Origin of the sequence: Streptomyces sp. NPDC002619 (assembly GCF_042889305.1) — a bacterium.
Lineage (GTDB): Bacteria > Actinomycetota > Actinomycetes > Streptomycetales > Streptomycetaceae > Streptomyces.
The window spans coordinates 220,184-234,760 of the sequence record NZ_JBIAQV010000005.1 but is presented as its reverse complement, the minus strand read 5'-3'; the positions used below and the strand labels follow the sequence as shown (position 1 = coordinate 234,760).

The window sequence follows — 14,577 nt, the reverse complement described above, 5'->3', positions numbered from 1 at the left end:
GACCCCGGGAACCACGCCCCGTCCACGCCCTCGCTTCGCTCCGGAGCGGCCGCGCCCGGTACGCTCACCGCCGTGCCACACGCTGATCAGTCCCAAACCACCCAGAAGGGCGCTTCCGTGACCTACCCGGGGCCGCCACGACCGGTTCGGATCTCCGCCACACCCCTCGCGGAGCTCGCCGATCAGCTGGGTGCCGCCGCGCCGGACACCACGGACGGCCCTGTCGAGGTCACGGGCATCACCCATGACTCGCGCGCCGTCCGCCCCGGCGACCTGTATGCCGCCCTCCCGGGCGCCCGCCTGCACGGCGCCGACTTCGTCACACAGGCCGCCGGCCTCGGCGCGGTCGCCGTGCTGACCGACCCGACGGGCGCCGAACGCGCCGCCGCTGGCGGCCTGCCGGTCCTGGTGGCCGACGACCCCCGCGCGCAGATGGGAGAACTAGCGGCCACCATCTACGGCCGCCCGGGCGACGACCTGCTCCAGATCGGCATCACGGGCACCTCCGGCAAGACCACCACCGCCTACCTCGTGGAGGGCGGCCTCAGGACGGTCAAGTCCACCGGTCTGGTCGGCACGGTCGAGATGCGCATCGGCGACGAGCGCATCAAGTCCGAACGCACCACCCCCGAAGCCACCGATCTGCAGGCCCTGTTCGCCGTCATGCGCGAACGCGGCGTCGACGCGGTCGCCATGGAGGTCTCCAGCCACGCCCTGGTCCTCGGCCGGGTCGACGGCTGCGTCTTCGACATCGCCGTCTTCACCAACCTCAGCCCGGAACACATGGAGTTCCACTCCGACATGGAGGACTACTACCGGGCCAAGGCGCAGCTGTTCACGCCACAACGCAGCAAACACGGTGTGATCAACCTCGACGACGCGTACGGCCGCAGGCTCGCCGAGGAGGCCACCGTCCCGGTCGTGACCTTCTCCGCCGAGGGCCACCCCGACGCCGACTGGCGCGCCGAGGACGTGCACATCGGCCCCATGGACTCGACGTTCACGGTTCTCGGCCCCGGCGGCGAGCGCATCGCCGCCAAGTCCCCGCTGCCGGGCCCCTTCAACGTGGCCAACACCCTCGCCGCGATCGTCGCCCTCGCCGCCGCCGGCCTCGACCCGCAGTCCGCCGCCGACGGCGTCGCCGCCGTGCCGGGCGTGCCGGGGCGGCTGGAGCGCGTGGACGCCGGGCAGCCGTACCTCGCGGTCGTCGACTACGCACACAAGACCGACGCCGTGGAATCGGTCCTCAAGGCCCTCCGCAAGGTCACCAAGGGGCAGTTGCACGTCGTCCTGGGCTGCGGCGGCGACCGCGACCGGACCAAACGCGCCCCCATGGGCGCCGCCGCGGCCCGGCTCTCCGACACGGCCGTACTGACCTCTGACAACCCCCGCTCCGAGGACCCTCTCGCGATCCTTGCCACCATGCTCGAGGGCGCGGCGTCCGTACCCGTACACGAACGCGGCGAGGTGCTCCTCTTCGAGGACCGGGCCGCCGCGATCGCCGCCGCCGTCGCCCGCGCGCAGCCCGGGGACACCGTGCTGGTCGCGGGCAAGGGCCACGAGCAGGGCCAGGACATCGCCGGAGTGGTCCGTCCCTTCGACGACCGCCAAGTGCTCCGCGAAGCTATCCAGAAGACCCAGGGATGAACTTGTGATCGCCCTCTCTCTCGCCGAGATCGCAGCAGTCGTCGGCGGGCAGACGCACGACATACCGGATCCGTCCGTCCAGGTCACCGGACCGGTCGTCCGGGACTCCCGCGAGGTGGAGCCCGGCAGCCTCTTCGCCGCCTTCGTCGGCGAGCGCGTGGACGGCCACGACTTCGCACAGCAGGTCGTCGAAGCGGGCGCGGTCGCCGTACTGGCGTCGCGCCCCGTCGGCGTGCCCGCGATCGTCGTGGACGACGTCCAGACGGCCCTGGGCGCCCTCGCCCGGCATGTCGTACGACGCCTCGGCGCGACCCTCGTGGCCCTCACCGGCTCCGCGGGCAAGACCAGCACCAAGGACCTCGTGGCCCAGGTGCTCCAGCGCAAGGCGCCGACCGTGTTCACGCCCGGCTCGCTCAACAACGAGATCGGGCTGCCGCTGACCGCCCTGTCCGCCACCGAGGAGACGAAGTTCCTCGTGCTGGAGATGGGCGCCCGCGGCCTCGGCCACATCCGCTACCTCACCGATCTGACGCCCCCGAGGATCGGCCTCGTCCTGAACGTCGGCACCGCCCACATCGGCGAGTTCGGCGGCCGCGAGCAGATCGCGCAGGCGAAGGGCGAACTGGTCGAGGCGCTGCCCCCGTCCGACGCCGGCGGAGTCGCCGTCCTCAACGCCGACGACCCATTGGTCCGGGCCATGGCCTCCCGTACCAAGGCGAAGGTGCTCCTTTTCGGAGAGTCGGCCGAAGCGGACGTACGCGCCGAGAACGTGCGACTCACGGACAGCGGACAGCCCTCCTTCAGGCTTCACACACCCTCCGGTGCAAGCGATGTGACCATGCGCCTGTACGGTGAGCACCACGTGTCGAACGCGCTCGCCGCCGCCGCCGTCGCCCATGAGCTGGGCATGTCCCCGAACGAGATCGCCACCGCGCTCTCCGAGGCGGGCTCCCTCTCCCGCTGGCGGATGGAGGTCACCGAGCGCCCGGACGGCGTGACCATCGTCAACGACGCCTACAACGCCAATCCCGAGTCCATGCGAGCCGCCCTGCGCGCGCTCGCGGCCATGGGCAAGGGACGGCGGACCTGGGCGGTGCTCGGCAAGATGGCCGAGCTCGGGGACGAGGCGCTCGCCGAGCACGACGCGGTCGGACGGCTCGCTGTCCGGCTCAACGTCAGCAAGCTCGTCGCGGTCGGGGGCAGGGAAGCGTCCTGGCTGCAACTGGGCGCATATAACGAGGGTTCGTGGGGTGAGGAGTCGGTGCACGTGTCCGACGCACAGGCGGCGGTCGACCTGTTGCGCAGCGAGTTGCGCCCGGGAGACGTCGTTCTCGTGAAGGCGTCCCGTTCGGTCGGCCTCGAGAGCGTCGCGCTGGCGCTGCTCGCGACCGGTGCCGAGGGTGAGGTCGCCGCCCGATGATGAAGCAGATCCTGTTCGCGGGAGTCATTGGTCTCTTCCTGACCCTGATCGGCACCCCGCTGCTGATCAAGCTCCTCGCGCGCAAGGGCTACGGCCAGTACATCCGCGACGACGGCCCGCGCGAGCACGCCAGCAAGCGCGGTACGCCGACCATGGGCGGCATCGCCTTCATCTTCGCGACGATCGCGGCGTACTTCCTGTCCAAGGTGATCACCGGATACGCGCCGACCTTCTCCGGGGTGCTGGTGCTCGGCCTGATGACGGGCATGGGTCTGGTCGGCTTCCTGGACGACTACATCAAGATCGTCAAGCGGCGTTCGCTGGGTCTGCGGGCCAAGGCGAAGATGGCCGGCCAGCTGCTCGGCGGTATCGCCTTCGCGGTGCTCTCGCTGCAGTTCGCGGACTCCCGCGGCAACACCCCGGCCTCCACCAAGCTGTCGTTCATCACGGACTTCGGCTGGACGATCGGCCCGGTGCTGTTCGTCGTCTGGGCGCTGTTCATGATCCTCGCGATGTCGAACGGCGTGAACCTGACCGACGGTCTGGACGGCCTCGCCACCGGCGCCTCCGTGCTCGTCTTCGGCGCGTACACGTTCATCGGCGTCTGGCAGTTCCAGGAGTCCTGCGCCAACGCGACGACCCTGACCAACCCGGGCGCCTGTTACGAAGTACGAGATCCACTCGACCTCGCCGTCGTCTCGTCCGCGCTGATGGGCGCCTGCCTCGGCTTCCTGTGGTGGAACACCTCGCCGGCGAAGATCTTCATGGGCGACACCGGTTCGCTGGCGCTCGGCGGTGTCCTCGCCGGACTCGCGATCTGCTCCCGCACGGAGCTGCTGCTGGCCATCCTGGGCGGCCTGTTCGTCCTTATCACCATGTCGGTCGTCATCCAGGTCGGCTCCTTCCGGCTCACCGGCAGGCGCGTCTTCCGGATGGCGCCACTCCAGCACCACTTCGAACTCAAGGGCTGGTCCGAAGTTCTTGTCGTGGTCAGATTCTGGATCATTCAGGGCATCTGTGTGATCGTCGGACTGGGGCTCTTCTACGCGGGATGGGCAGCAGACAAGTGACCGACTGGCAGGGGAAGCACGTCACCGTCGCCGGGCTCGGAGTCTCCGGTGTCCCGGCGGCCAAGGTCCTGCACGGCCTCGGCGCTCATGTCACGGTCGTCAACGACGGCGACGATGCACGCGCGCGTGAGCAGGCCGCGGAACTGGAGGCACTCGGCATCACCGTGCGCCTCGGCGACGGGGACTCCCTGCCCGACGGCACCGAGCTGATCGTCACCGCGCCCGGCTGGAAGCCCGACAAGCCGCTGTTCGCCGCGGCCGAGCGGGCGGGCGTCCCGGTCTGGGGCGACGTCGAACTGGCCTGGCGGCTGCGCGGCCCCGACGCCGCGCCCTGGCTGGCCGTGACGGGCACCAACGGCAAGACCACCACCGTCCAGATGCTCGCCTCCATCCTCAAGGCGGCGGGCCTGCGCACGGCGGCCGTCGGCAACATCGGCGTCTCGCTCCTCGACGCGGTTCTGGGCGAAGAGCAGTACGACGTCCTCGCCGTGGAGCTGTCGAGCTACCAGCTCCACTGGGCGCCCTCCCTGCGCGCTCACTCCGCCGCCATCCTCAACCTCGCCCCCGACCACCTCGACTGGCACGGCTCCATGGAGGCCTACGCCGCCGACAAGGGCCGTATCTACGAAGGAAATCGGGTCGCCTGCGTCTACAACGTCGCCGACAAGCTCACCGAGGACCTGGTGCGCGAGGCGGACGTCGAAGAGGGCTGCCGCGCCATCGGGTTCACGCTGGGCACGCCCGGACCCTCCCAACTCGGCGTCGTGGACGGAATCCTGGTCGACCGCGCCTTCGTCGAGAACCGGCAGAAGAACGCCCAGGAGCTCGCCGAGGTCTCCGACGTCAACCCGCCCGCCCCGCACAACATCGCCAACGCCCTTGCCGCGGCGGCCCTCGCGCGCGCCTTCGGGGTGCCCGCCGCCGCCGTGCGGGACGGCCTCAGGGCCTTCACCCCGGACGCCCATCGCATCGCGCACGTGGCCGACGTGGACGGCGTCGCGTACATCGACGACTCCAAGGCCACCAACACCCACGCGGCGGAAGCCTCGTTGGCGGCGTACGAGTCGATCGTGTGGATCGCCGGCGGACTGGCCAAGGGCGCGACCTTCGACGAGCTCGTCGCCAAGTCGGCGAAGCGGCTGCGGGGCGCGGTCCTCATCGGCGCGGACCGTGCGCTGATCCGCGAAGCGCTCGCGCGACACGCGCCGGAAGTACCCGTCGTCGACCTCGACCGGACCGACACTGGGGCGATGCTCCAGGCGGTCCAGGAAGCCCAGCGCCTCGCCGTCGCCGGCGACACGGTGCTGCTGGCCCCGGCCTGCGCCTCCATGGACATGTTCACCAACTACAACAAGCGCGGTGACGCGTTCGCGGAGGCGGTCCGCGAACTCGACACGGGCGCCTGACGGCGGGTCTCGGCGACATAAGGTGCCTTCGGGACCTTCGGAGGAACGCGTGACTCGGATGTGGCTCAGGGCGGGAGGGGCCGGAAATGTCCGGTAGTCGTACGGGTCGTCCTCCGGTTCAGCGGGCTGTCAGGCGGCGCGCCACCCCCCGCGCCTCGCGTGACAGCCCCGTACATCGGCTGTACGTCCGCGCGCACAAGGCCTGGGACCGGCCGCTGACGGCGTACTACCTGATCCTCGGCGGTGGTCTGATGATCACCGTGCTCGGTCTTGTGATGGTCTACTCGGCCTCGCAGATCACCGCGCTCCAGCTGTCGCTGCCCGGGTCGTACTTCTTCCGCAAGCAGTTCCTGGCCGCGGTCATCGGAGGCGGGTTGCTCTTCGCCGCCTCCCGTATGCCCGTGAAGCTGCACCGGGCCCTGGCCTACCCGATCCTCGCCGGTGCCGTCTTCCTGATGGTCCTGGTGCAGATCCCGGGGATAGGGATGTCGGTCAACGGCAACCAGAACTGGATCTCGCTCGGCGGCTCCTTCCAGATCCAGCCCAGCGAGTTCGGCAAGCTCGCGCTCGTGCTGTGGGGCGCCGACCTGATCGCGCGCAAGCATGACAAGAAGCTGCTGACCCAGTGGAAGCACATGCTGGTGCCGCTCGTCCCGGTCGCCTTCCTGCTGCTCGGACTGATCATGCTGGGCGGCGACATGGGTACGGCGATCATCCTGACGGCGATCCTGTTCGGCCTGCTGTGGCTGGCGGGGGCGCCGACCCGGCTGTTCGCCGGGGTGCTGGCGATCGCGGCCACGCTCGGTGTGATCCTCATCAAGACCAGCCCGAACCGGATGGCCCGCCTGCAGTGCATCGGCGCCACCGACCCCGGCCCCGGTGACAGCTGCTGGCAGGCCGTGCACGGCATCTACGCTCTCGCGTCCGGCGGACTCTTCGGTTCCGGACTCGGTGCGAGTGTGGAGAAATGGGGCCAACTGCCCGAAGCCCACACCGACTTCATCTTCGCCGTCACCGGTGAGGAACTGGGCCTCGCGGGGACACTGTCGGTACTCGCCCTCTTCGCGGCTCTAGGCTATGCGGGTATCCGCGTGGCCGGACGCACGGAGGACCCCTTCGTGAGGTATGCCGCGGGAGGCGTGACCACCTGGATCACCGCCCAGGCGGTGATCAATATCGGTGCGGTGCTCGGTCTGCTGCCGATCGCCGGCGTCCCGCTCCCGCTGTTCTCCTACGGGGGCTCCGCCCTGCTGCCGACCATGTTCGCCATCGGGCTGCTGATCGCCTTCGCACGCGACGAGCCCGCTGCGCGGGCGGCGCTTGCGATGCGGCAACCCCGCTTTGGTAGAAAGCGGGGAGCCGGGGGTGCTGTGGTTGACCGGGAACCCCGGAGATGGAACACGATGAGACGGCGTGCCTCGGCGGCGCGTACGTCCGGAGAGCGGTGAATTTCGGTGCATGTCGTACTCGCCGGCGGGGGTACCGCGGGCCACATCGAGCCCGCGCTCGCCCTCGCGGACGCCCTGCGCAGGCAGGACCCGACCGTGGGGATCACGGCCCTGGGCACGGAACGCGGCCTGGAGACCAAGCTCGTCCCCGAGCGCGGCTACGAGCTCGCGCTGATCCCGGCCGTACCGCTGCCGCGCAAGCCCACCCCCGAGCTGATCACCGTCCCGGGCCGGCTGCGCGGCACCATCAAGGCCGTCGAGCAGATCCTGGAGCGCACCAAGGCGGACGCCGTGGTCGGCTTCGGCGGTTATGTCGCCCTGCCCGGCTATCTGGCCGCCAAGCGCCTCGGCGTGCCGATCGTCATCCATGAGGCCAACGCCCGCCCCGGCCTCGCCAACAAGATCGGCTCGCGCTACGCGGCGCAGGTCGCGGTCTCCACGCCCGACAGCAAGCTGCGCGGCGCCCGCTACATCGGCATCCCGCTGCGCCGCTCCATCGCCACCCTGGACCGCGCCGCCGCGCGCCCGGAGGCTCGCGCCCGCTTCGGTCTCGACCCCAACCTGCCCACGCTGCTGGTCTCCGGTGGCTCGCAGGGCGCCCGCCGCCTCAACGAGGTGGTCCAGCAGGTCGCTCCGTGGCTCCAGCAGGCCGGCATCCAGATCCTGCACGCGGTCGGGCCGAAGAACGAACTGCCGCAGGTTCACCAGATGCCGGGAATGCCCCCGTACATCCCGGTAAGTTACCTGGACCGGATGGACCTCGCGTACGCCGCGGCCGACATGATGCTCTGCCGCGCGGGTGCGATGACCGTCGCCGAACTCTCCGCCGTCGGACTCCCGGCCGCCTACGTCCCGCTGCCCATCGGCAACGGCGAACAGCGGCTCAACGCCCAGCCGGTGGTCAAGGCCGGCGGCGGTCTCCTCGTCGACGACGCGGAACTCACGCCCGAGTGGGTGCAGCAGAACGTGCTGCCCGTACTCGCCGACCCCCACCGGCTGTACGAGATGTCCCGCGCCGCCGGTGAGTTCGGCCGCCGGGACGCCGACGACCTGCTCGTCGGCATGGTGTACGAGGCGATCGCCTCGAACCGCTAGGACCGTATGACGAAAGGGCAGTCAGCGTGGCCGGACCGACCACCGCCGAGCGCGGTGAACGCCAGCAGGAGTCGTCCGGCCCGCCGCCCGCCCGGCGGTTGAGGAGCCCCCGCCTTCGTACGATCGTCATCCTGGCCGTCGCCGTCGTCCTCCTCGGAGCCGGATCCGTCTGGCTGTTGTACGGCTCCCAGTGGCTGCGCGTGGACCGCGTATCGGTCTCCGGGGCCCTCATCCTGACGCCCGCGGAGGTGCGCGAGGCCGCCGAGGTCCCGGTCGGGGCGCCGCTGATTTCCGTCGACACCGACGCGATCGAGGCCCGACTGCGCCGGAAACTGCCGCGAATTGACACGGTCGACGTCGTCCGCTCATGGCCCAGTGGAATCGGGCTGAAAGTGACCGAGCGCACCCCGGTTCTGGTTGTCGGCAAGGACGGCAAGTTCCTCGAAGTGGACGACGAGGGTGTCCGGTTCGCCACGGTTTCGCGGGCGCCGAAAGGTGTTCCTGTACTGGAATTGACTGCCTCCGGCTCGGATTCGGCCACCGCGAGCCTGCGCCGATTCGGAACCGACCGGCTGGTGCGGGAGGCGGTGCACGTCGCCGGTGCCATTCCGTCCGCCGTCGCCCGCGACACCCGGGTCGTCAAGGTCCTTTCGTACGACGGCATCTCGCTGGAGTTGAAGGACGGGCGTACGGTCGCGTGGGGGAGCGCCGAGAGCGGCCGGGCGAAGGCCCGTACACTCACCGCGCTCATGAAAGCGGCTCCCGATGCGCGGCACTTCGACGTCAGCGTTCCCACTGCCCCTGTGTCATCGAGGAGTTGACGTACATCAGCGCAGGCCAGCACCCTGGTTGGGCACTGCTACGCCTGATCACATAGGGTGAAAAGAAAAACGGGAGGTTCGGCGTGTTCGTTGAACGTGCGCCACTTGTCGACTTAGTGTCCTGTTCAGAGACTTCAAGGAACAGACACACTGGTAACCCTAAACTTCAGCGTTAGGGTTCGGGTCGGCGTTCGGACCGTCCCAATCGGCATCCGTCGGCGGATCGCGGAGCGCAGAGCTTCGGCGGCCCGGCGACACGTAACTCGAGGCGAGAGGCCTTCGACGTGGCAGCACCGCAGAACTACCTCGCAGTCATCAAAGTCATCGGTGTCGGCGGCGGTGGTGTCAATGCCATCAACCGGATGATCGAGGTCGGTCTCAAGGGCGTCGAGTTCATCGCCATCAACACCGACGCGCAGGCGCTGTTGATGAGCGACGCCGACGTCAAGCTCGACGTCGGCCGCGAACTCACCCGCGGACTCGGCGCCGGCGCCAACCCGGCTGTCGGCCGCAAGGCCGCCGAGGACCACCGCGAGGAGATCGAAGAGGTCCTCAAGGGGGCCGACATGGTCTTCGTGACGGCCGGTGAAGGCGGCGGCACCGGCACCGGCGGCGCGCCCGTCGTGGCCAACATCGCCCGCTCCCTGGGCGCCCTCACCATCGGCGTGGTCACGCGCCCGTTCACCTTCGAGGGACGGCGCCGCGCCAACCAGGCCGAGGACGGCATCGCCGAACTCCGCGAAGAGGTCGACACCCTGATCGTCATCCCGAACGACCGGCTGCTTTCCATCTCGGACCGCCAGGTCTCGGTGCTCGACGCGTTCAAGTCGGCCGACCAGGTCCTGCTCTCCGGTGTCCAGGGCATCACCGACCTCATCACCACGCCCGGTCTGATCAACCTCGACTTCGCCGACGTGAAGTCCGTCATGTCCGAGGCCGGTTCGGCGCTCATGGGCATCGGCTCGGCCCGCGGCGACGACCGTGCGGTGGCCGCGGCCGAGATGGCGATCTCCTCGCCGCTCCTGGAGGCGTCCATCGACGGCGCCCGGGGCGTGCTGCTGTCCATCTCCGGCGGCTCGGACCTCGGCCTGTTCGAGATCAACGAGGCCGCGCAGCTGGTCAGCGAGGCCGCCCACCCCGAGGCCAACATCATCTTCGGCGCGGTCATCGACGACGCCCTCGGCGACGAGGTCCGGGTCACCGTGATCGCGGCCGGCTTCGACGGGGGCCAGCCGCCGGCCCGGCGGGAGAACGCCATCGGCTCGGCCTCGTCCTCGGGCCGCCGTGAGGAGCCCGCTCCGGCACGGCACCCGGAGAGCCGCCCGTCCTTCGGTTCGCTCGGCAGCGTGACCCCGAAGGAGGAGCTGGAGCCCGTTCCCTCGCCGGTGAACGAGGCCCCGGTCGCTCCGCCGGTCGCGCCGTCGCCGCGCACCTACGCGGACAGCGCGGCCGAGGAACTGGACGTACCGGACTTCCTTAAGTGATCCTCCTGACGTGATAACACAGCGCGACACACTGAACGGCGCGCACTTCGCCTTCACCGACAGGTGGGGCGGGGTGAGCGCCGTTCCGTACGAGGAGCTCAATCTCGGCGGCGCGGTCGGCGACGACCCCGGCGCCGTACGGGCCAACCGGGAGCTGGCCGCCAAGTTGCTGGATCTCGACCCGGCGCACGTGGTCTGGATGAACCAGGTGCACGGCGCCGACGTGGCGGTGGTGGACGGACCCTGGGGCGAGCGCCCGGTGCCGGAGGTCGACGCGATCGTCACGGTGCGGCGGGGTCTCGCCCTAGCCGTGCTCACCGCCGACTGCACCCCCGTCCTGCTCGCCGACCCCGTGGCGGGAGTCGCCGCCGCGGCCCACGCGGGCAGACCCGGCATGGTCGCCGGAGTCGTCCCCGCCGCCGTGCGAGCGATGATGGAACTGGGCGCGGACCCGGCCCGGATCGTCGCCCGCACCGGGCCCGCGGTCTGCGGCCGGTGCTACGAGGTGCCGGAGGCGATGCGCGCCGACGTCAGCACCGTCGAGCCGGCGGCGCACTCCGAGACGAGCTGGGGCACGCCGGCGGTCGACGTGAGCGCCGGAGTGCACGCGCAGCTCGAACGGCTCGGGGTGCGCGACCGGGAGCAGTCGCCGGTGTGCACGTTGGAGTCGCGCGACCACTTCTCGTACCGCCGGGACCGCACCACCGGGCGGCTCGCTGGCTATGTGTGGCTGGACTGATGGGGCATGACGGACCGTAAGGGCGAACTCGCCGTAAACCTGGCAAAGGTGGAGGAGCGCATCGCCGCCGCGTGTACGGCCGCCGGGCGCAAGCGGGAGGAGGTGACCCTGATCGTGGTCACCAAGACCTACCCGGCGAGCGATGTGCGGATCCTGTCGGAACTCGGTGTGCGACACGTCGCCGAGAACCGCGACCAGGACGCGGCCCCCAAGGCCGCCGAATGCTCGGATCTGCCCCTCAGTTGGCACTTTGTGGGTCAGTTGCAGACCAACAAGGTGCGATCCGTGGTCAATTACGCGGATTTCGTGCAGTCCGTGGACCGTTCGCGACTCGTGACGGCACTGTCGAAGGAGGCGGTGCGCGCCGGGCGGGACGTGGGCTGCCTCATCCAGGTCGCGCTCGACGCGGGCGAGAGCGGGAGAGGCGAACGCGGTGGCGTGGCGCCCGGCGGAATCGAAGAGTTGGCCGACCTCGTCGCCGGCGCTCCGGGGCTACGGATCGACGGACTGATGACAGTCGCCCCGCTCGCGGGGGAGTACGCGGGGCGCCAACAGGCGGCGTTCGAGCGGTTGATGGATTTGTCGACTGCCCTGCGCCGAGCCCATCCGGCTGCGAACATGGTCTCAGCAGGGATGAGCGCGGACCTCGAACAGGCCGTGGCGGCCGGAGCGACACATGTGCGCGTCGGCACCGCGGTACTCGGAGTCCGCCCCAGGCTCGGGTAACGTCGCCAAGAAGTCGGACCACAGCAGAAAATATGGTCAATGTCGCCGAAAGGCGGGCACAACGACCTCGTGGATCGCGGGCACTTGGCAGTCGTCACCCGATCCACCACAGAGCGGAGGACTCAGAGCATGGCCGGCGCGATGCGCAAGATGGCGGTCTACCTCGGCCTCGTGGAGGACGATGGGTACGACGGCCGGGGATTCGACCCCGACGACGACTTCGAGCCCGAACTGGACCCGGAGCCCGAGCGGGACCACCGACGGCACGAGCCGTCACATCAGTCGCACAGTGCACACCAGTCCCAAAGGGACGAATCGGTGCGAGTGGTGCAGCCTCCGGCGCCACGCGCCCCGGTTTCGCATGCGGCTTCGCTACCCGCGGAATCCGGGCGTCCGGCGCGCATTGCGCCCGTGGCGTCCATCACACAAGAACGTCAGTCCCTGGAGAAGAACGCACCGGTGATCATGCCCAAGGTCGTGTCGGAACGAGAGCCGTACCGGATCACCACACTCCACCCCCGGACCTACAACGAGGCCCGTACCATCGGGGAACACTTCCGTGAGGGCACCCCGGTGATCATGAATCTGACTGAGATGGACGACACAGACGCGAAGCGACTTGTCGACTTTGCGGCCGGTTTGGTGTTTGGTCTTCATGGCAGCATTGAGCGGGTGACGCAGAAGGTGTTCCTGTTGTCGCCTGCTAACGTCGATGTCACGGCGGAGGACAAGGCCCGCATCGCAGAGGGCGGGTTCTTCAACCAGAGCTGAGACGCAAGACCGGAAACTAGCAGTACGAGCAGCACGGTACACAGGGGAGAGGGAAGCAAGGGTCATGAGCGTGGTTTTGGATGTCATCTACATCGCGCTGATGTGCTTCCTCATCGTGCTGATCTTCCGGTTGGTCATGGACTACGTCTTCCAGTTCGCCCGCTCATGGCAACCCGGCAAGGCGATGGTGGTCGTTCTGGAGGCCACCTACACTGTCACCGATCCACCGCTCAAGCTTCTGCGGCGGGTCATTCCGCCGCTGCGTCTCGGGGGCGTGGCGCTCGACCTGTCCTTCTTCGTACTGATGATCATCGTCTACATCCTGATCTCGATCGTGAGCCGGCTGTGAGCGATGTGAACTACCGTCTTGCCGATGCCGACGACTACGTTGAGGTGAAGAGATGCCGTTGACCCCCGAGGACGTGCGGAACAAGCAGTTCACGACCGTCCGCCTTCGAGAAGGCTATGACGAGGACGAGGTCGATGCCTTCCTCGACGAGGTCGAAGCCGAACTGACCCGCCTGCTCCGGGAGAACGAGGACCTGCGCGCCAAGCTGGCCGCGGCGACCCGTGCGGCTGCGCAGAACCAGCAGAACATGCGCAAGCCTCCGGAGCCGCAGGACCAGCAGGGCGGTATGCCTCAGCAGGGCGGTATGCCGCAGCAGGGTGGCATGCCGCAGCAGGGTGGCATGCCGCAGCAGGGTGGCATGCCTCAGCAGGGGATGCGAGGCCCGGGCGGTCCGGTGCCCGCCGGCATATCGGGCCCGCCGCAGCAGCAGATGGGTGGCCCCATGGGTGGCCCGCCCCAGCTGCCGAGCGGTGCCCCGCAGCTGCCCGCCGGTCCAGGCGGTCAGGGTCCGGGTCCGCAGGGTCCCGGCCCGATGGGTCAGGGTCCGATGGGCCAGGGCCCCATGGGTGGCCAGCCCCCCATGCAGCAGCACATGGGCGGTCCGATGGGCGGCCCCATGGGCGGTCCGATGGGCGGCCCCGGTCAGGGCCCCGGTGGCGACAGCGCCGCCCGAGTCCTCTCGCTGGCCCAGCAGACCGCCGACCAGGCGATCGCCGAGGCCCGCTCCGAGGCCAACAAGATCGTCGGCGAGGCCCGCAGCCGCGCCGAGGGTCTGGAGCGCGACGCCCGCGCCAAGGCCGACGCGCTCGAGCGGGACGCGCAGGAGAAGCACCGCGTGGCCATGGGCTCCCTGGAGTCCGCGCGTGCCACGCTGGAGCGCAAGGTCGAGGACCTGCGCGGCTTCGAGCGCGAGTACCGCACGCGCCTGAAGTCGTACCTGGAGTCGCAGCTGCGTCAGCTGGAGACCCAGGCGGACGACTCCCTCGCCCCGCCGCGCACCCCGTCGGCGCCGTCCCTCCCGCCGTCCCCGGCGCCTTCCATGGCCCCGGCCGGCGCGAGCGCCCCGTCCTACGGCAACCAGGGGATGGGTGGCGGCCCCGCCCCTGCGCCTCCGTCCTACGGCGGTCAGCAGCAGATGTCCCCGGCGATGACCCAGCCGATGGCGCCGGTGCGTCCGCAGGGTCCTGGCCCGATGGGCCAGGCCCCCTCGCCGATGCGCGGGTTCCTGATCGACGAGGACGACAACTGACGGCCTGACGGCCAGTAGTACGCCGTTGGCATCGGCAGCGTTCATAGGGCGGGGCCCCGGATTCCAATCCGGGGCCCCGCCCTTGTGCTACGCGTGTTCACGGTTTATGCGGAGTGTGTTCGGATGAGGCCCCACTTGTCCACCGCACGCAACGCCGAAGGCCCGTCCCGCTCAAGATCTTTTCTTGAGGGGCCGGGCTCGGGTGTTGGCGGCGCGGAAGACCGACTGCGCACGGGGGCCGACCGACCGCATACGAGGGCCGACCGACCGCGTGGGACGGGCGGCGGACCGGCTTCAGCGGAGCCCGTGCGGCGGGCGGCCCGCTGCTCACGGCGGAGCCCGACTGTCTGCG

The 14,577-nt window shown here is 69.8% G+C and carries 13 protein-coding genes; all 13 read left to right on the top strand.

Translation table 11 applies throughout. The annotated features are described in order from the left end of the window. Positions 1-117: 117 nt before the first annotated feature. Positions 118-1,647 (top strand): UDP-N-acetylmuramoyl-L-alanyl-D-glutamate--2,6-diaminopimelate ligase, encoded by a 1,530-nt coding sequence (locus ACFYXB_RS12135; protein WP_389580697.1) that lies wholly within the window; start codon positions 118-120, stop codon positions 1,645-1,647. A 4-nt stretch (positions 1,648-1,651) separates the two neighbouring features. Then, complete coding sequence (gene murF, locus ACFYXB_RS12130) at positions 1,652-3,067, top strand: UDP-N-acetylmuramoyl-tripeptide--D-alanyl-D-alanine ligase (protein ID WP_389580695.1); 1,416 nt, start codon at positions 1,652-1,654, stop codon at positions 3,065-3,067. After that, positions 3,067-4,137 (top strand): phospho-N-acetylmuramoyl-pentapeptide-transferase, encoded by a 1,071-nt coding sequence (gene mraY / locus ACFYXB_RS12125; protein WP_351345410.1) that lies wholly within the window; start codon positions 3,067-3,069, stop codon positions 4,135-4,137. The genes murF and mraY overlap by 1 nt, the downstream gene beginning before the upstream one ends. Beyond that, on the top strand, positions 4,119-5,543 hold the full coding sequence (gene murD / locus ACFYXB_RS12120; protein ID WP_389580692.1) for a UDP-N-acetylmuramoyl-L-alanine--D-glutamate ligase: 1,425 nt from the start codon (positions 4,119-4,121) through the stop codon (positions 5,541-5,543). Before mraY ends, murD begins: the two co-directional genes overlap by 19 nt. 86 nt (positions 5,544-5,629) lie before the next feature. Continuing rightward, the gene (ftsW, locus tag ACFYXB_RS12115) at positions 5,630-6,991 is read left to right on the top strand and encodes a putative lipid II flippase FtsW (RefSeq protein ID WP_389580690.1); all 1,362 of its coding nucleotides are present in this window, start codon (positions 5,630-5,632) and stop codon (positions 6,989-6,991) included. 6 nt (positions 6,992-6,997) lie between these two features. Beyond that, positions 6,998-8,086 carry an undecaprenyldiphospho-muramoylpentapeptide beta-N-acetylglucosaminyltransferase gene (gene murG / locus ACFYXB_RS12110; protein WP_351345089.1) on the top strand — a complete coding sequence of 363 codons (1,089 nt, stop codon included), beginning with the start codon at positions 6,998-7,000 and terminating at the stop codon, positions 8,084-8,086. A 26-nt stretch (positions 8,087-8,112) separates the two neighbouring features. Continuing rightward, a complete protein-coding gene (locus tag ACFYXB_RS12105; RefSeq protein ID WP_389580687.1) occupies positions 8,113-8,907 on the top strand; it encodes a cell division protein FtsQ/DivIB in 795 nt (264 codons plus the stop codon). Between the two features lie 284 nt (positions 8,908-9,191). After that, a complete protein-coding gene (ftsZ, locus tag ACFYXB_RS12100) occupies positions 9,192-10,391 on the top strand; it encodes a cell division protein FtsZ (protein WP_389580684.1) in 1,200 nt (399 codons plus the stop codon). A gap of 10 nt (positions 10,392-10,401) precedes the next feature. Further along, positions 10,402-11,130 carry a peptidoglycan editing factor PgeF gene (pgeF, locus tag ACFYXB_RS12095; protein ID WP_389580681.1) on the top strand — a complete coding sequence of 243 codons (729 nt, stop codon included), beginning with the start codon at positions 10,402-10,404 and terminating at the stop codon, positions 11,128-11,130. Between the two features lie 6 nt (positions 11,131-11,136). Further along, on the top strand, positions 11,137-11,856 hold the full coding sequence (locus tag ACFYXB_RS12090; protein ID WP_351345101.1) for a YggS family pyridoxal phosphate-dependent enzyme: 720 nt from the start codon (positions 11,137-11,139) through the stop codon (positions 11,854-11,856). 129 nt (positions 11,857-11,985) lie between these two features. After that, positions 11,986-12,627, top strand: a complete 642-nt coding sequence (locus ACFYXB_RS12085) for a cell division protein SepF (RefSeq protein ID WP_389580678.1) — start codon at positions 11,986-11,988, stop codon at positions 12,625-12,627. A 64-nt stretch (positions 12,628-12,691) separates the two neighbouring features. After that, the gene (locus ACFYXB_RS12080; protein ID WP_115908676.1) at positions 12,692-12,976 is read left to right on the top strand and encodes a YggT family protein; all 285 of its coding nucleotides are present in this window, start codon (positions 12,692-12,694) and stop codon (positions 12,974-12,976) included. A 52-nt stretch (positions 12,977-13,028) separates the two neighbouring features. After that, entirely contained in the window at positions 13,029-14,225 is a 1,197-nt protein-coding gene (locus ACFYXB_RS12075; RefSeq protein WP_389580675.1) for a DivIVA domain-containing protein, read from the top strand. Positions 14,226-14,577: the final 352 nt, after the last annotated feature.